The 17,270-nt window shown below is 65.6% G+C and carries 12 protein-coding genes and 1 pseudogene; 7 read left to right on the top strand and 6 right to left on the bottom strand.

The genetic code is table 11. The annotated features are described in order from the left end of the window. Both NX775_RS01910 and NX775_RS01905 read right to left on the bottom strand, forming a co-directional pair. Nucleotides 1-1,221 (bottom strand): DUF4861 family protein, encoded by a 1,221-nt coding sequence (locus NX775_RS01910; RefSeq protein WP_258834456.1) that lies wholly within the window; start codon nucleotides 1,219-1,221, stop codon nucleotides 1-3. 13 nt (nucleotides 1,222-1,234) lie between these two features. Continuing rightward, entirely contained in the window at nucleotides 1,235-3,103 is a 1,869-nt protein-coding gene (locus NX775_RS01905) for a rhamnogalacturonan lyase (protein ID WP_258834455.1), read from the bottom strand. A gap of 211 nt (nucleotides 3,104-3,314) precedes the next feature. On the opposite strand from NX775_RS01905, the gene lldD reads away from it, so the two are divergent. Then, nucleotides 3,315-4,460, top strand: coding sequence for an FMN-dependent L-lactate dehydrogenase LldD (lldD, locus tag NX775_RS01900; RefSeq protein WP_258834454.1), 1,146 nt, complete (start codon nucleotides 3,315-3,317; stop codon nucleotides 4,458-4,460). A 20-nt stretch (nucleotides 4,461-4,480) separates the two neighbouring features. Here the strand turns inward: lldD and ppsR are convergent, their stop codons facing one another. Next, nucleotides 4,481-5,338: a posphoenolpyruvate synthetase regulatory kinase/phosphorylase PpsR gene (ppsR, locus tag NX775_RS01895; RefSeq protein WP_183552950.1), complete on the bottom strand. Its 858-nt coding sequence runs from the start codon at nucleotides 5,336-5,338 to the stop codon at nucleotides 4,481-4,483. A 197-nt stretch (nucleotides 5,339-5,535) separates the two neighbouring features. Between ppsR and ppsA the strand changes: the two genes are divergently transcribed. The 3 genes and pseudogenes from ppsA to NX775_RS01880 all read left to right on the top strand — a co-directional run bounded on the left by ppsA (nucleotide 5,536) and on the right by NX775_RS01880 (nucleotide 9,453). Next, nucleotides 5,536-7,968: a phosphoenolpyruvate synthase gene (gene ppsA / locus NX775_RS01890; RefSeq protein WP_258834453.1), complete on the top strand. Its 2,433-nt coding sequence runs from the start codon at nucleotides 5,536-5,538 to the stop codon at nucleotides 7,966-7,968. 90 nt (nucleotides 7,969-8,058) lie between these two features. Then, the gene (locus NX775_RS01885) at nucleotides 8,059-8,481 is read left to right on the top strand and encodes an NfeD family protein (protein ID WP_258834452.1); all 423 of its coding nucleotides are present in this window, start codon (nucleotides 8,059-8,061) and stop codon (nucleotides 8,479-8,481) included. A gap of 52 nt (nucleotides 8,482-8,533) precedes the next feature. Next, nucleotides 8,534-9,453: pseudogene (locus NX775_RS01880) on the top strand (SPFH domain-containing protein). A 13-nt stretch (nucleotides 9,454-9,466) separates the two neighbouring features. On the opposite strand, the gene NX775_RS01875 reads toward NX775_RS01880, so the two are convergent. Further along, complete coding sequence (locus NX775_RS01875) at nucleotides 9,467-11,656, bottom strand: TonB-dependent receptor (RefSeq protein WP_258834451.1); 2,190 nt, start codon at nucleotides 11,654-11,656, stop codon at nucleotides 9,467-9,469. Nucleotides 11,657-11,776: 120 nt separating this feature from the next. Here NX775_RS01875 and NX775_RS01870 point away from each other — a divergent pair, with 120 nt between their 5' ends. The 3 genes from NX775_RS01870 to NX775_RS01860 all read left to right on the top strand — a co-directional run bounded on the left by NX775_RS01870 (nucleotide 11,777) and on the right by NX775_RS01860 (nucleotide 14,680). Continuing rightward, nucleotides 11,777-12,943 carry a PepSY-associated TM helix domain-containing protein gene (locus NX775_RS01870; RefSeq protein ID WP_258834450.1) on the top strand — a complete coding sequence of 389 codons (1,167 nt, stop codon included), beginning with the start codon at nucleotides 11,777-11,779 and terminating at the stop codon, nucleotides 12,941-12,943. Beyond that, nucleotides 12,940-13,131 (top strand): hypothetical protein, encoded by a 192-nt coding sequence (locus tag NX775_RS01865; protein ID WP_183552938.1) that lies wholly within the window; start codon nucleotides 12,940-12,942, stop codon nucleotides 13,129-13,131. Before NX775_RS01870 ends, NX775_RS01865 begins: the two co-directional genes overlap by 4 nt. A gap of 94 nt (nucleotides 13,132-13,225) precedes the next feature. Next, a complete protein-coding gene (locus NX775_RS01860; RefSeq protein WP_258834449.1) occupies nucleotides 13,226-14,680 on the top strand; it encodes a Ppx/GppA phosphatase family protein in 1,455 nt (484 codons plus the stop codon). Here the strand turns inward: NX775_RS01860 and NX775_RS01855 are convergent. Then, entirely contained in the window at nucleotides 14,677-15,144 is a 468-nt protein-coding gene (locus NX775_RS01855; RefSeq protein WP_258834448.1) for a SixA phosphatase family protein, read from the bottom strand. The genes NX775_RS01860 and NX775_RS01855 overlap by 4 nt on opposite strands. Further along, nucleotides 15,116-17,266: a polyphosphate kinase 1 gene (gene ppk1 / locus NX775_RS01850; RefSeq protein WP_258834447.1), complete on the bottom strand. Its 2,151-nt coding sequence runs from the start codon at nucleotides 17,264-17,266 to the stop codon at nucleotides 15,116-15,118. The genes NX775_RS01855 and ppk1 overlap by 29 nt, the downstream gene beginning before the upstream one ends. Nucleotides 17,267-17,270: the final 4 nt, after the last annotated feature.

Genomic DNA, 17,270 nt, shown 5'->3' with positions numbered 1-17,270 from the left:
TCAGCGTCCCGCCGTCACGTTCACGTTCACTCGCACCGGCGCGCGCAGGCGCGCCGCTTCGTCCGTCACGTGCTTCCTGTAGTCGGCCTGGGTGGCAAACGGGCTGCCACGGGTCCAGGCGGCGCCGACGTGGTAGCTGATCGGCTGGCCGGACGTAACCGGCGCCGTTACCAGCGCATTGCGCTCGTCGGCGGCAAAGCCCGACGCCGGCGGCACGATCAGGGCCACGCCGAAGTCGCCCAGGCTGCGCTGCGTCACCCACTGCACCAGGCTGCCGTCGGCCTTGTTCTCGCTGAACTCGACCTTCACTTCCTGGCCCTTGTCGCTCGGGCGCTTGTTCAGACCGACGGCGGCAGTCAGCGTCGACGGGCCGGTGAACGTGAAGGTGCTGTCGATGCGGTCGAAGTAGCGGCCGGCGTCGACCGTGAAGCGCTTGACCTCCGTGACCTTGACGCCGGCGGCGTCCCAGGCGTCGTAGCGCAGTTCGAACACGGTGCGGATCGGGCCATTGGCCAGGATGGTCCAGTCGGTGTAGTTGGCGCCGACGTGCAGCGTCTTGCCGTCCCAGATGCCGGTGCCGCCGGCGCCGCGGGTGGTGCCGACGTTGTACATGTCGATGCCTTCGCCCAGGTCGACGTGGTAGTGGTCGTGGCCGATGTTGTACCAGCGGTCGACAATCGGATACGGCACGCGCTTGAACCAGATGTCCATGCCGCTTGTGGCCAGTACTTCCTTGTCGCTGCCGGCCGGCGCTGGCGCTTTGAGCGCCGGGCCATAAGCGCGGTGCGCCAGCTTGTCGTTTTCCCAGCCGAAGTCGTCGAGGCGCTCCTTGACGAAGCGTGCGTAGGTCTTGGGCGGGAACGGCGCCACGACGGCCGTAGCCTTCTCGATGGTGAAGGTGGCGCTCTTCTCGCCCGCCTTGAAGTCGTGCTGGAACAGCAGTTCACCGTAGGCCACGCCGACCATCTGCGGGTCCTTGGCTGTGGCATTGAGGTTGGTGACCTGGTAGGCCAGGCTGCGCCCAGCCGCGTCCTTGATGACCAGCTGCTGCGAGCGCGCCTGCGGCAGCGCCTCGTTGACGCGGGTCCAGGGAATCGCGATGGTTTCGGCCAGCCGTGCGATGTCGAGCGCGTGGCTGGCGGTGACGGACAGGCGTTCGGCGGCGGCCGCGTCGAACGCAAAGAAGCAAGCGAAGGCGGCAAGGGAAAGTCGCAGGATCATGGCGGGAGCGTTTTCAAGGCTGTTGGGAAGCGGGCGGCGGCGTCATGCCTTCGCCAAGGAAGAAGCTGGGATGCGGTGGCTGGTTGTAGGCCGCGTTCTGCGCCGCCACCTGCACCCGGTACTGCGAATCGTGCATCAGCGTCGGAATCCGGTAACGCGTCGGCGCGGTGGTGGAGAACACGAGGAGCGCGTCGTCGTTGACGCTGCGCCAGACGACTTCTTCGCGCCAGTCGCCGAACAGGTCGGCCGACAGCACGGGATTGGCCTTGGTGCCGTTGATCGACGCGGCGCCATAAAGCGCAGCGTCGATCAACGGCTCGAGGCGCTGCGCCTGCGGGTTCCACTTGTCGATCCTGGTGCCGTCGAGCGACTCGCGCAGCAGGTCGCCGTCCCACCACAGGCCGAAATTGAGCGAGCGCGGCCGCACGGCCGAGATCTGCACGCCGGCCGCGTTGTAGAGACCACCCACGGGATTGGTGATGCCGCCAGTGCTGGCCCAGCACTCGTTGCCCGGGTGAGCGGGGTCGATGTCCATGCAGATGCCGCGGCCCACATCAATGGTGCCCGGGATGTGCCACAGGACTTCGCCGGTGGCGGCATCGTGCATCTCGGCGCCATGGCCGCGGTAGCACGCGGGCGACTCGTGGACCATGAACACCTGCAGGCCGGGGCGGTTCGGCATGTGCTTGCCGACGTGCAGCGCGTCGCCGTGGCACAGGCCCGTGCTGTACATCAGCGTGCCGTCGCTCCTGATGGTCGCCGCGCCATACACGATGTCGTCGCGGCCGTCGCCATCGGCGTCGGCCACTGCCAGCCAGTGCGCGCCCTGGCCGGCGGCGCTCTTGTTGGCCGGGACGTCGCTGTCGAACACCCAGCGCTGCGTCAGCTGTCCGCCGCGCCAGTCCCAGGCCGCCACCACGGCGCGCGTGTAGTAGCCGCGCGCGAAGATCGCGCTCGGGCGCGCACCATCGAGGTAGGCGACGCCGCCGAGGAAGCGGTCGACCCGGTTGCCGCTCGTATCGCCCCAGGCCGCGACGTCGCCGCGTGGCGGCGTGTACGGGCTGCTGGCCAGCGCTGCGCCGGTACGGCCGTCGAACACGGTCAGGAACTCCGGGCCTTCCAGGATAAAACCATCCTTGTTGCGGTAGTCGGCGCTGGCGTCGCCGATCACTTTGCCCGCGCCGTCCACGGTGCTATCGGCCGTCTTGGCCATCAGCTCGGCGCGCCCGTCGCCGTCAAAGTCGAAGGCCAGGTAGGTCGTATAGTGCGCGCCGGCGCGGATATTGCGCCCCAGGTCGATGCGCCACATGAACGTGCCGTCGAGCCGGTAGGCGTCGATCAGGGTCGCCCCGGTATGGCCCCGGTGGGCATTGTCGTGCGCATTGGTCGGCTGCCACTTGACCAGCAGTTCGTAGGCGCCATCGCCGTCGAGATCAGCGGCCGAGCCATCGTTGACCACATAGGTAAACGGCGTGCCGTCGGGCTCCACGCCGCCCGCGGGCTTGCGCAGTGGGATGGTCTTGAACGGTTGGGGCCAGGTGGCGACGGCGCGGGCGCCGTCGTTGCGCTCGGCCCCTCGCACCACTGCGCGCACGCTGTAGGTGGCGCTGCTCGCGCTGCCGGTGTCGACGAGATTGGTGGCGCCGAGCGGCGTGGCGTTCACGCGCACGCCGTCGCGGTACAGGTTGAAGGCGGTGGACGGGTCGTCGGTACCGAGTGCGCGCCAGCTGACGAAGTTGCCGGCCTGGGTATGGATCGCGACGACGCCGCGATCGAGCGCCTCGCGTTGCCGCCCTGGGGTGGTGCAGGCGGTACAGGTCAGCACCAGCAGGCCGAGGGCTGCGCCGCGCTGCAGCAGATCGAGGTGGGGTAGGGGTGTCATCTGGCCGAGTATTCATTTTCCGTTTGGAACGTGTCAACCGGTTGGCGCCCGGGCGGTCCATTTAATCAGGCGCTTGAGCGTTTACCCTTGCCGTCAATACGGCCTGTGCGCTCACGGCGCTGATTATCCGCACCCGGCAATGGACGGGCGCGGGCAGGCCGGCATACACTGCCGGTTCGATCCGCTCACAGCGCCGCCTCGCACACCGTCCATGATCATTTCGTCCGCCACCGATTTTCGCCAGGCAGCGCGCCGGCGCTTGCCGCCGTTCCTGTTCCACTATCTCGACGGCGGCGCTGGCGCCGAGCAGACCCTGCGCAGCAACGTCGACGACCTGCAGGCGATCGGCCTGCGCCAGCGCGTGCTGCGCGGCTCCGAAACGCAGGACCTGGGTGTGCAGTGGTTTGGCGAAGACTATGCGCTGCCGATCGCGCTGGCGCCGGTCGGCCTGACCGGCATGTATGCGCGGCGCGGCGAGGTGCAGGCCGTGCGCGCCGCCTGCCGCCGCAACATTCCGTTCATCCAGTCGACCGTCTCGGTATGTCCGCTGGCCGAGGTGGCGGCGCAAGCCTCGCACCCGATCTGGTTCCAGCTGTACGTGCTGAAGGACCGTGGTTTCATGCGCGACGTGATGCGCCGCGCGTGGGAGCTGGGTTCGAGGACGCTCGTATTCACCGTGGACATGCCGGTGCCGGGTGCGCGCTACCGCGACGCCCACAGTGGCATGAGCGGCCCGAACGCCCCGCTGCGACGCGTGCTGCAATCGGCGCTGCACCCGCGCTGGGCCTGGGACGTCGGCCTGTTCGGGCGCCCGCATGACCTGGGCAATATCTCGGCCTACCGCGGTAGCGTCACTGGCCTGGCCGACTACATCGGCTGGCTAGGCGCCAATTTCGACCCGGGCATCGCCTGGCCCGACCTGCAGTGGATTCGCGACGAGTGGCAGGGTAAGCTCATCATCAAGGGCATTCTCGACCCGGACGACGCGCGCGACGCGCTGGCCTTCGGCGCCGACGGCATGGTGGTCTCGAACCACGGCGGGCGCCAGCTCGACGGCGCGCCATCGAGCGCAGCGGCGCTGCCGGCCATCGCGGCCGCAGTCAAGGGACAGATGACGATCTTCGCCGATGGCGGCGTGCGCACCGGCACCGATGTATTTCGCATGCTGGCGCTGGGCGCCGATGGCGTGCTGCTTGGCCGCGCCTTCGTGTATGCGCTGGCGACCCAGGGCCAGGCCGGGGTCGAGCGCCTGTTGCAGATCATGGAAAAGGACTTGCGCACCACGATGGTCCTCACCGGCGTGCAGTCGGTGCGCGAGATCGGGCCGCACCTGCTGGCGCCCCGCGCCGGACCGTAACGCAGAGCGGCCCTGATGGTTCAGTACTCGCGGCGGTCGGGGGCGATCTCCTGCAGGATCGTCGTCGCGATTTCTTCGATGGATTTCGTTGTTGACGAGAGCCAGCGGATGCCTTCGCGGCGCATCAGCAGTTCGGCTTCGTTGACTTCGTAGCGGCAGTTTTCGATGGACGCGTATTTACTGCCGGCGCGGCGTTCGTTGCGGATTTGCGAGAGGCGCTCGGGCGTGATTGTCAGGCCGAACAGCTTGGCCTTGTACGGCGGCAGGTTGCTCGGCAGGCGGCCGCGTTCGAAATCGTCCGGGATCAACGGGTAGTTTGCGGCTTTCAGACCGTATTGCATTGCCAGGTACAGGCTGGTTGGCGTCTTGCCCGAGCGCGACACCCCGACCAGAATGACATCGGCATCGGCCAGGTTCTTGTGCGACTGGCCGTCGTCGTGCGCCAGCGAGAAATTGATGGCTTCGATGCGGTTCTTGTATTCTTCACTGTCGACCGCGTTGTGAATGCGGCCGATCGTGTGCGTCGACTTGACGTCCAGTTCCTGTTCGAGCGGGGCCACGAAGGTCTGGAACAGGTCCATGTGCATGCCCTTGGCCGAGCGGATCACGCTCGACAGGTCGTGCTTGACCAGGGTCGAGAACACGATTGGGCGCTGGCCATGCAGCGCGAAGCTGTCATTGATGCGGCGCGCGGCGTCGTGCGCCTTTTCGATGGAGTCAATGAAGGGCAGGCGAATCTGCCGGAAGCGCATCTCGAACTGGCTCAGGACCGCGTGACCGAACGTCTCCGCGGTGATGCCGGTGCCGTCGGAGACGAAGAACACGGTGCGGGAAGGGGCCGGCGCCAGTGCGGGCAGGGACTGGGGATCGTCGATCATGGTCTGTTTGTTAAGCTTTGCTGACAGAGTTGCATGTAAAGTGCGCTGCACATCCCCGACTTGCGGGGTAGAATGCTCGGCAACGGATTTTGCATTGTGCTGCACGCGGGCGAGAATAACAAGAATACGCGAATCGCGCCCCGCCTTGCACCGATGCGCCAACAGGTTTCCATCATCAAAGTAAGGTGTTTTTTATCATGACCAATCCAGCTACTGCAGCGATCCAACCGGGGCAGGCCGACAGCGTCTACGTCGCGTCGTTCGAAGACTTGCGCATGACCGACGTCGAGTCGGTCGGCGGCAAGAACGCGTCCCTCGGCGAAATGATCAGCCAACTGGCCGGCGCCGGCGTGCGCGTGCCAACCGGCTTTGCCACCACGGCCGATGCCTTCCGCGACTTCCTCGATCACAGCATCGACGGCGGCGCGTCGCTGGGCGAGCGCATCGCGCGTCGCCTCGACAATCTCGACATCGACGACGTGCGCTCGCTGGCCGTCGCCGGCGCCGAGATCCGCGAATGGATCGTCGCCACGCCATTCCAGCCGCGCCTCGAACAAGAGATCCGCAACTTCTACGAGCGCCTGTTCGCCGACTCGGAAACCGAAGTCTCGTTCGCCGTGCGTTCGTCGGCCACCGCCGAAGACTTGCCGGATGCATCGTTCGCGGGCCAGCAGGAATCGTTCCTGAACGTCGTCGGCATCGACAACGTGCTCGAGGCGATGAAGCACGTGTTCGCGTCGCTGTACAACGACCGCGCGATCTCGTACCGCGTGCACAAGGGCTTCACCCACGCCGAAGTCGCGCTGTCGGCCGGCGTGCAACGCATGGTGCGCTCGGACACCGGCGCGGCCGGCGTCATGTTCACCATCGATACCGAATCGGGCTTCAAGGACGTCGTGTTCATCACGTCGAGCTACGGCCTGGGCGAGACCGTCGTGCAGGGCGCGGTGAACCCGGACGAATTCTATGTCCACAAGCCGATGCTCGAAATGGGCAAGTCGGCCGTCATCCGCCGCAATATCGGCTCCAAGCTGATCAAGATGGAATTCACCGCCGAAGCCAAGGCCGGCCGCTCGGTCAAGACCGTCGACGTGCCGATCGAAATGCGCAACCGCTACTCGCTGGTCGAAGAAGAAATCATCGAGCTGGCCAAGTACGCCGTCATCATCGAAAACCACTACGGCCGTCCGATGGACATCGAGTGGGGCAAGGATGGCCGCGACGGCAAGCTGTACATCCTGCAGGCGCGTCCCGAGACCGTCAAATCGCAGCAGAAGTCGACCGATGCGCAGCAGCGCTTCCACCTCAAGGGCACCGGCACCGTGCTGACCCACGGCCGCGCGATCGGCCAGAAGATCGGCGCCGGCCGCGTGCGCGTGATCACCGACCCGTCCGAAATGGACCGCGTCCAGCCGGGCGACGTGCTGGTGGCCGACATGACCGATCCGAACTGGGAGCCGGTCATGAAGCGCGCCGCAGCGATCGTCACCAACCGTGGTGGCCGCACCTGCCACGCGGCGATCATCGCGCGTGAGCTGGGCGTGCCGGCCGTCGTCGGCTGTGGCGATGCGACCGACGTCCTCAAGGACGGCACCCTGGTCACCGTCTCGTGCGCCGAAGGCGACGAAGGCATGATCTACGACGGCCTGCTGGAAACCGAAGTGACCGAAGTCGCGCGTGGCGAACTGCCACCGATCAAAACCAAGATCATGCTCAACGTCGGCAACCCGCAGCTGGCCTTCGACTTCCAGTCGGTGCCGAACAGCGGCGTGGGCCTGGCGCGCGTCGAGTTCATCATCAACAACAATATCGGCGTGCACCCGAAGGCGATCCTCGAGTACCCGAACATCGACGCCGACCTCAAAAAAGCCGTCGAATCGGTCGCCCGTGGCCACGCATCGCCACGCGCGTTCTATGTCGACAAGCTGGTCGAAGGCGTCTCGACGATCGCTGCCGCGTTCTGGCCAAAGCCGGTCATCGTACGCCTGTCCGACTTCAAGTCGAACGAGTACAAGAAGCTGATCGGCGGTTCGCGCTACGAGCCGGACGAAGAAAACCCGATGCTGGGCTTCCGCGGCGCGGCGCGTTACCTGGCCGACGATTTCGCCGAATCGTTCGCGATGGAGTGCACGGCCATGAAGCGCGTGCGTAACGAGATGGGCTTGACCAACGTCGAGCTGATGATCCCGTTCGTGCGTACGCTCGGCCAGGCCGAGGCAGTCGTGAACCTGCTGGCCAAGAATGGCCTGGTGCGCGGCGAGAACGGCCTGCGCCTGATCATGATGTGCGAAGTGCCATCCAACGCCATCCTGGCCGAGCAGTTCCTCGAGTTCTTCGACGGCTTCTCGATCGGTTCGAACGATCTGACCCAGCTCACGCTGGGCCTGGACCGCGATTCGGGCATGGAGCTGCTGGCCAAGGACTTCGACGAGCGCGATCCGGCCGTCAAGGCGCTGCTGTCGATGGCGATCAAGGCCTGCCGCGCCAAGGGCAAGTACATCGGCATCTGCGGCCAGGGTCCATCGGACAATCCTGATTTCGCGCAGTGGCTGGTGGAAGAGGGCATCGAGTCGATGTCGCTCAATCCTGACTCGGTGATCGACACCTGGCAGAAGCTGGCGAAAATGTAAGCAAGGGCGGGCATCCGGTGCTCGCGAGGCCCTCGCTATCCATTCCGGGTAGCGAGGGTTTTTTTTCACCACAATAAAAAGGAGACACACATGGCCGACTGGACCTACTGGCTGATCGGAGCCGGCATATTGATTGTGGCGGAGCTGTTCATTGGCACGTTCTACCTCTTGATGATCGCGCTGGGCCTCGTGTTCGGCGCACTGGCTGCGTGGCTGGGCGCGAGCGGCGCGCTGCAGACGCTCGTCGCGGCGGCGATTGGCATTGCCGCCACGCTGGTTCTGCGCCGCACGCGCTTTGCCCGCAGCGGGCGGCGCCCGGCTGCGAATGACCCGAGCATCAACCTCGACATCGGCCAGCGCGTGAGTGTGCCGCAGTGGCATGGCGGGCGTGCCCGCGTGATGTACCGCGGCGCCTTGTGGGACGTCGAACTGCAGAGCGGCCAGGACGCGCAGCCGGGCGAGCACGAGATCGTCGAAGTGCAGGGTAATCGCCTCATCGTGGCGCGCCAGTAGGCCAGCCACGTTTCAGCCAATCCGGATTCACACCAACATCACAGGGAACCCCATGGAATCGACCCTCAGCATCGTCGCACTGATCATCTTCGTCATCGCGCTGGTCTTCGTCTTCAAGACCATCAACGTCGTGCCGCAGCAGAACGCCTGGGTCGTCGAGCGCCTCGGCAAATACCACGCCACGCTGGCGCCGGGCCTGAACATCGTGGTGCCGTTCGTCGACCGCGTGGCCTACAAGCATAGCCTCAAGGAAATCCCGCTCGACGTGCCGCCGCAGGTCTGTATCACGCGCGACAACACGCAGTTGCAGGTCGACGGCATCCTGTATTTCCAGGTGACCGATGCGATGCGCGCGTCGTACGGCTCATCGAACTATCTGCAGGCGATCACGCAACTGGCCCAGACCACGCTGCGCTCGGTGATCGGCAAGATGGAACTCGATAAAACGTTCGAAGAGCGTGACCATATCAACACCCACATCGTCAATGCGATCGATGAATCGGCCGCCAACTGGGGCGTGAAGGTGCTGCGTTACGAGATCAAGGACCTGACCCCGCCGGCCGAGATCCTGCTGCGATGCAGGCCCAGATTACGGCCGAACGCGAAAAGCGGGCGCTGATCGCGGCGTCGGAAGGCCGGCGCCAGGAGCAGATCAATATTGCCAGCGGTGAGCGCGAGGCGTCGATTGCGCGCTCGGAAGGGGAGAAGCAGGCCGCCATCAACCGCGCGATGGGCGAGGCGACCGCGATTGTCGCGCTGGCCGAAGCCAGCGCGTCGGCGCTGCGCCAGGTGGGCGACGCCATCCAGTCACCGGGCGGAATGGACGCCGTCAGCCTGCGCGTGGCCGAGCATTACGTGGACGCCTTCGCCAACCTGGCCAAGACCAACAACACGCTGATCGTGCCCGCGAATATGGGCGACATCAGCACCGCCATCGCCAGCGCCCTGCAGATCGTCAAGGCGCAGCGATGAGCAAAACAGCTGCTTAGAACCCGACGGTTGCCGACACCGCCACGGTGCGCGGCGCCGCCAGCACCAGGTAGCCCGAACCCGGATAGCCACCGGCCGAGGCCCAGTAGTTCTTGTCGGCGACGTTGTCCACGCGGGCGCGCAGCGTCAGGTCACGGTCCATGAACGTCGTGCGGTAGGTTGCGCCCAGGTCGACGCGGGTCCACGACGGCAGCTTCTGCGTGTTGGCGCCATCGGCGTACTGGGTCGCCGTGTAGACAGTGCGGGCATTCAGTGCCAGGCCCTGCACGCCCGGCACGTCCCAATCGGCGCCGATGTTCAGCTGTGTTTTTGGCACGCCGATTGCATCCTTGCCCTGGTTCCTGCCGCCTTCCGTCACGCGCTGCTCGGCGTCGATCAATGTCAGGCCACCCAGCACGCGCAGACCGCGCACCGGATTGCCGAACATCGACAGCTCCAGGCCACGGTTGCGCTGTTCGCCGAACACGCCGAACACGCGATCCTGCACATAGCCGCTCGGCTGGCTGGTCGAGAACACGGCAGCGCTCAAGCCATAGCGGCCGCTGTCGTACTTGACGCCCGCTTCACGCTGGCGCGATACATACGGCGCAAAGATCGCGCCCTGGTTGTCGATGTTGACGCCGGATGCGACGGCGCCGCGCTGCAGGCCTTCACTGTAGTTGGCATACACCGACAGGTCCTTGCGCGGGCGGTAGACGACAGCGGCGAACGGGGTGTTCTCGCTGGCCTCGTAGGCTGCGTCTTTCAGGCCGGCACCGGTGGTGTAGTCGTAGCCGTAGTCCTTGAGACGCTGGTGGCGCAGGCCCAGATTGACCAGCACCTTGTCGTCCAGCAGCGACAGCGTGTCGGCGATCGCCAGGCTCGACAAAATTGCCTTGGACGTCACGCTCGGGTTGGCCATGTCACCGGCAGTGAAGAACGACGCCGACGGCGGGGCCACGTCGCGCGGCGTGTAGACGTTCGATGCAAAGCCGGCGAAGTCGCTGAAGCCGTAGGCGTTGCGCGACTCGCTGTGGAAGCCCGAGGCCGAGGCGCTGAGCATGTGCTTGATGAAGCCGGTACGCAGTGCGCCGCGCATGCCCACCTCGCCGGTGCGGACCTGGTCCTTGCGGATATTGTCGAAGCGGGTCATGGTGCCGTCGCCATTGGCGTTGTTGACCGTGATCGAGGACAGGATGTTGTATTCCTGGCCGCTGCGCGCGCCCAGTGCGGCCCAGGCGACGGCGCCGCCGGCCAGGTCGACTTCAGCGCGCACGGTGCCGAAGGTGTGGCGTTCTTCAGAAATGGTCCAAGGCTGCGCGAAGTTGCGGTCGGCGCTTGGCGCGGCAATCATCGGGGTGGTGGCGCCCAGTGTCACGCTCGGGCGTGCATTGGTCAGTTCGTGGTCCTGCGCCCCGATGTCGGCCGACAGGCGGAAGCCCCGGCCGCGGTAATCGACGCCCAGCGAATACACGCTCAGTTCACGGCCTTCACGATCGACCGAGGTGTCGCCCTTGCGGTGCGCAACGTTGACGCGCACGCCGGCGCGGCCTTCCGGTCCGAAGCGGCGACCCAAGTCGATGGCGCCGTAACCCTGGCCACCCGTCTCGACGCCGAGCGTGACTTCGCTCAGGTCCTGGTTGGGGGCGCGCTTGGGCAGCAGGTTGATCGAGCCGCCGATGCTGCCGCCGGCAGGGGCCGCGCCGTTGATGAAGCTGTGGGCGCCGCGCAGCACTTCAACGCGTTCGACCAGTTCGGTCGCGACGAACTGGCGCGGCAGCAGGCCATACAGGCCGTTGTACGCGGTGTCGTCCGAGCCGACCGCGAAGCCGCGGATCATGTACAGCTCCTGGTAGTTACCGAAGCCACGCGCCACGCGTACCGACGGATCGTTCTGGACGACGTCGGCGACGCTGCGTGCCTGCTGGTCCTGGATCAGCGCATGCGTGTAGTTGGTGCTGTTGAACGGCGTGTCCATGATGTCGACGTTGCCCAGCAGGCCCAGACGCCCGCCGCGCGCGACCTGGCCGCCAGCGTAGGCGGCCGGCAGGCCCTGGGCCGATGCGTCGGCCGACGCGCTGATGACGACGGTCGGGACGGCGCTGTCGTCCGTGGCCGGCGCGCCGTCCTGAGCGAATGCGGTACCTGCAACGAGGAGGGCGGCGGCGAATGCGGCCGGGGTCAGGACGAAACGGCGAGTGGTCATGTGATGCAGTCTGGATAAATGGTGGGTAGCGCGCATTCTATCTCCACGTCTTGCTAATGTAAATGAGAACGATTATTATTCTGGACTCATTGAATCTTGCCATAGGCACGCGCAACCATCATGTCACCCGTCTCCCTGCGCCGCTGGGGCTGGATCCACAAGTGGAGCAGCCTGATCTGCACCATCTTCATGCTGCTGCTGTGCCTGACCGGTCTGCCGCTGATCTACCACCACGAAATCGGCCACCTGCTGGGCACCGAGGTCGAGCCGCCCGTGCTGTCCACTCCAATGCCGCAGGGGAACGTCGACGCCGTGATCGCGTCGGCCAAGGAGCTGTACCCGGCCAAGAAGCCGATGTTCATCTCGCAGGAGGCGGACGTGCCCGAGATCTGGAACGTCACGCTGGCCGACCATATGCACGACCCGAACTACAAGCCGATCGCCGTCGATGCCCGCACCACGAAGGTGATCACCGAACCGGCCTTCGAGGGCGGCGTGTTCATGTCGACGATGCTGGCGCTGCACGTCGACCTGTTCATGGGCCTGCCCGGGATGCTGTTCCTGGGCTTCATGGCCTTGCTGCTGCTGGTGGCCATCGTCAGCGGCGTCGTGCTGTATGCGCCGTTCATGCGCAAGCTCGATTTCGGCACCGTGCGCAAGGAGCGCAGCGCGCGCCTGAAGTGGCTCGACATGCACAATATGCTGGGCATCGTCACGCTGGTCTGGCTGTTCGTCGTCGGTGGCACCGGGATGATCAATACCTGGGCCGACCTGATGTACAAGTACTACCAGAAGAACGAACTGGCGCAGATCCTCAAGCAGTACGAAGGCAAGAAGCCGCTGCCGCACACCGCGTCGGTGCACGATGCGATCGAGACGGCCAAGGCGGCGCTGCCGGGCATGCGCGTGGCGTTCGTCGCGTTCCCGGGCACCGATTTCAGCAGCGAGCATCACTACGGCATCTACATGAACGGCAACGAGGCGTTCAGCTCGCGCATGTACCGGCCCGTGCTGATTGATGCGAACACGGGCCAGCTGACGGACGCCCCGGTACTGCCGTGGTATCTGAAAGCCCTGCTGGTCTCGCAGCCGCTGCACTTCGGCGACTACGGCGGGCAGGCGATGAAGCTGCTGTGGGCGCTACTCGACATCGCCACCATCATCCTGCTGGGCACGGGCCTGTACCTGTGGCTCAAGCGGGGCAAGACGGGCAACGCTTCCACCAAGGTGGCCGCGCATGCGCACCCGCTACCGGCAACGCCAACACTCACCGGAGAACGACCATGATCCGCACACCATCACAAATCTGGGGCGCGCCGATCGTGCTCGGCATCCTCACCACCATTGGCCTGATCTCGGCGCTGCTGGGCGACGGCATCTGGGACGCTGTCTCCGCCGTCGCCCTCGGCATCCCGTGCCTGCTGGGCTTCTGGTTCGGCATGCGCCGTACGCCGGCGCAGCGCAGCGCGCTCTAGGCGCACACCGGCCCAGGCTGTATACTCGGTCCCATGAAGATACCTGGGCGGCACCTTGCCCGCCCAGGTATCCGGTCATCATCGAAAGGGCCTCATGTTTGCAGCAGTCGACCTCGGGTCCAACAGCTTCCGCCTTCACATCGGCGAGCCGGCCGGTGGCCGCATCCACATCGTGCGCACCGCGCGCAATCCCATTCGCCTGGCGGCCGGTCTCGATGCTGACAATATGCTCAGCGAAGCGGCAATGCGCAGCGCGATCCACTGCCTGCAAGAGTTCCGCAAGATCCTCGACGAATACCAGCTTGACGCCATGCGCGTGGTCGCCACCAACACGATGCGCGTGGCGAAGAACGCCGACCTGCTGCTGCCGCTGGCCGAGAACGCGATCGGGCACCCGATCGACATCATCTCGGGCGAAGAAGAAGGGCGTCTGATCTACATGGGCGTGGCGCGCGCGATCGAGCGCCACGACGAGCGGCGCCTGGTGATCGACATCGGTGGCGGCTCGACCGAAGTCATCGCCGGCACCGGGGGCGACATCGGGTTGGTCGAATCCTTCGGCATCGGCACCCAGCCGCAAACGCTGGCGTATTTCCCGGATGGCCGCATCACCGCGCACAATTTCGACGCCGCCGTCACGGCCGCGCGCGCGCGCTTCGAAGACGCCGCCTCGCTGTACCACGCCAAGGGCTGGGACACCGCGTATGGCTCGTCGGGCACGATGCGGGCGATTTCCGAAGTCATCTCGCGCAACGCCATCGGCGATGGCACGGTCTCGCAGCACAGCCTGCAGGCCCTGCGCGCGATCCTGCTCGACCTGGGTCACGTGGATGCGTTCGTGCTACCGGGCGTCAAGCGCGAGCGCGTGCCCGTGATGGTCGGCGGCCTGACGGTGCTGATCGGCGCGATGCAGGAGCTGAAGGTCGAGCGGCTCACCGCCATCAATGCGGGCCTGCGTCTGGGCGTGCTGTCGGATCTCGAACTGCGCGCGAACCGGCGCGACCGGCGCGACGCCGCGATCCGCGCCTGCATGGGGCGCTTCCGCGTCGACAGCGGCCGCGCGCTGCGCACCGTGGGCATCGCGACGCAGCTGTTCGAACGCCTGCAGCCGCAGGGCGAGACGCACCGGCCGTATCTGGCCTGGGCCGCGATGCTGCACGAAATCGGCCTGGCGATCTCGATGAGCGGCGCGCACAAGCATGGCGCCTACATCGTCGAACACGCCGATCTGGGCGGCTTCACGACGCGCGAGCAGCGCATGCTGTCCACGCTGGTGCTGGGCCAGAAGGGCAATCTGCGCAAGATCCGCGAAACGCTGGTGGAGGCCGACCTGGCCAAGGCCGTGCTGGCGCTGCGCCTGGCGATCGTGCTGATGCATGCACGCGCCGACGACGATATTGCCGGCCTGCGCCTGCGCATGCGTTCACGCATCGACCTGGATCTGCCGGCGGAGCTGATGCGCAAGCACCCGACGCTCGCGCCGTGGCTCGAGAAGGAAGTGCAGGCCTGGAGTGAGGTCGGGGTGCCGTTCCAGGTACGCCAGATTTAACGCAGCTTGCCGATCACATCCGGTCCGGCGACGAGCCGGATGTATGGCATGCCGTCGCTGGCCTTGTGCTCGATCCAGAACACGCCGCCCTTGCGGATGCGCCAGTCCTGCTTTTGGCCGCACAATAACAGCGACGCCACGTCACCCAGCAGCGGCTGGTGACCGACCACCAGCACCGGCTGCCGGTGCGTTGGCCAGCCGCAGGCCTCGATGATCGCTTCCGCGCTCGACGCCGTGCTCAATGCCTCGGCCACCTTGTAGCGCCGACCCAGGGCGTCGGCCGTCTGCACGCAGCGCGTGGCGGGGCTGACCAGGATGCGGCAGTCGGCCGGCAGTTTGCGCTCCAGCCACGCGCCCATGCGGGCGGCGTGGCGCTGGCCTTTGGGCGTGAGCGCGCGGTGTTCGTCGGCCAGTTCAAGCGAGCCTGGCTCGGCTTCAGCGTGGCGCCAGAGGATCAGTTCCATTGTCGATTTCCTTGTTGGGGGCGCTCTCGGCGCCGAGCATGTCCATAAGCGCCTGCTGCGCGCTGAAGCCAACCTGTTTGCCGCGCGGCCGGCGGCGGCGGTAGCGGCCATCGCTGCCCAGTTCCCACGCATTCACGTTGTCCTTCAGGTAGGGCAGCAAGCCTTCGCGCATGATGCGGCGCTTGAGCAGCGGCGCGCGGATCGGGAAGGCCACCTCGACCCGGCGGAACAGATTGCGGTTCATCCAGTCGGCGCTGCTCAGGTACGTATCGTGTTTCAGGTCGTTGCGGAAGTAATAGATCCGCGTGTGCTCCAAAAAGCGCCCAACGATCGAGCGCACCTTGATATTCTCGGACAGGCCTTCAACGCCCGGGCGCAGCGCGCAGGCGCCGCGGATGATCAGGTCGATCTTCACGCCCACGCACGAGGCGTCGTACAGCGCCTTGATCACCGATTCGTCGGTCAGGGAATTCATCTTGGCGATGATGCGCCCTGGTTTACCCTGTTTCGCCAGCTCGGTCTCGTTGCGGATCGCGCGCACGATTTCCTTGTGCAGCGAGAACGGCGCCAGCCAGATGCTGGCCAGCTGCTTGGGCCGCGTCATGCTGGTCAGGTGGATGAACACTTCATTCGCATCCGACGTCAGGTCGTCGTCGGAGGTGAGGATGCCGAAGTCGGTGTAGAACCTGGCGGTGGTGGGGTTGTAGTTGCCGGTGCCGAGGTGCGCGTAACGGCGCAGGCCACTCGGTTCGCGCCGCAGCACGAGTGCCATCTTGGCGTGCGTTTTCAATCCGACGACGCCATACACGACCTGGGCGCCTGCCTTCTCGAGCTTCTCCGCCCAGTTGATATTGGCCTCTTCGTCGAAGCGCGCCATCAGTTCGACGATGACGGTGACTTCCTTGCCTCGCTCCGCAGCCGTGATCAGCGCCTCGACCAGTTCGGAATTACTGCCCGCCCGGTAGATGGTCTGCTTGATCGCCACCACGTTGGGATCGGCCGCTGCGCACTGGATGAAGTTGATCACCGGCTGGAACGATTCGAACGGGTGGTGCAGCAGCACGTCTTGCTTCCTCAGCGCGGCGAACATGTCGGCGCCTGACAGCTTGCCCGGATAGCCCGACACATACGACGGGAATTTCAGGTCTGGCTGGTCGTGCTGGTTGACGATTTCGAGCAGGCGCCCCAGGTTCACCGGGCCATCGACGGTGAACAGGCGGCTGCGGTCGATGTGGAACTGGTTCAGCAAAAAATCGGCCAGGTGCGCCGGACACGAACGGCCCACCTCGAGGCGCACGGCAAAGCCGTACTGGCGACCGTGCAGCTCGCTCTGGAGCGCCTGGCGCAGGTTTTTCACTTCCTCTTCATCCACCCACAGGTCGCTGTTGCGCGTGACGCGGAACTGGGAGTACGACACCACTTCGCGGCCCGTGAATAGGTCGGCCATATGCGACTGGATCACCGACGACAGCAGGCAGTACGACGTGCCAGGCTTGTCGGACAGGTCGTCCGGCAGACGGATCACGCGCGGCAGCACGCGCGGCGCCTTCATGATGGCAATACCCGAGCCGCGCCCGAACGCATCCTTGCCACTGAGTTCAACGATGAAGTTCAGGCTCTTGTTGATCACGCGCGGGAACGGGTGGGCCGGATCGAGGCCAATGGGCGTCAGGAGCGGGCGCACTTCGCGGTCGAAATATTGCTTGACCCACGCGCGCTGGGCCGGATTGCGCTCGCTGCGGTGCAGGAGGTGGATGCCTTGCTCGGACAACTGCGGCAGGATCTCCTGATTGAACAGCGCGTACTGGCGCGCTATCAGGTGGCGGCACTCGGCGCTTGCGCGTTCGAGGTCGGCGGCCAGGGTCTCGGGCAGTTCGCTGTCGTTGCGGTCGATCTGGTAGGTGGCGAGCAGGCTGGCCACGCGCACTTCGAAGAATTCGTCCAGATTGCTCGCGACGATGCACAGAAAGCGCAGCCGCTCGAGCAGCGGCACGGTGGGGTCTTCCGCCTGTGCCAGTACGCGGCGGTTGAATTCGAGCAGCGACAGCTCGCGATTCAAATAGGCGCTGCCGTCGGAAAATTGTTTCAGGTCAGCCTCGGTGGCCTTTTTTTTCATATCCATGGTC

Source organism: Massilia aurea, from assembly GCF_024753205.1.
GTDB classification, from domain to species: Bacteria; Pseudomonadota; Gammaproteobacteria; order Burkholderiales; family Burkholderiaceae_D; genus Telluria; species Telluria aurea.
The sequence above is the reverse complement of the archived record's forward strand: the minus strand, read 5'-3'. Positions and strand labels throughout refer to the sequence as shown.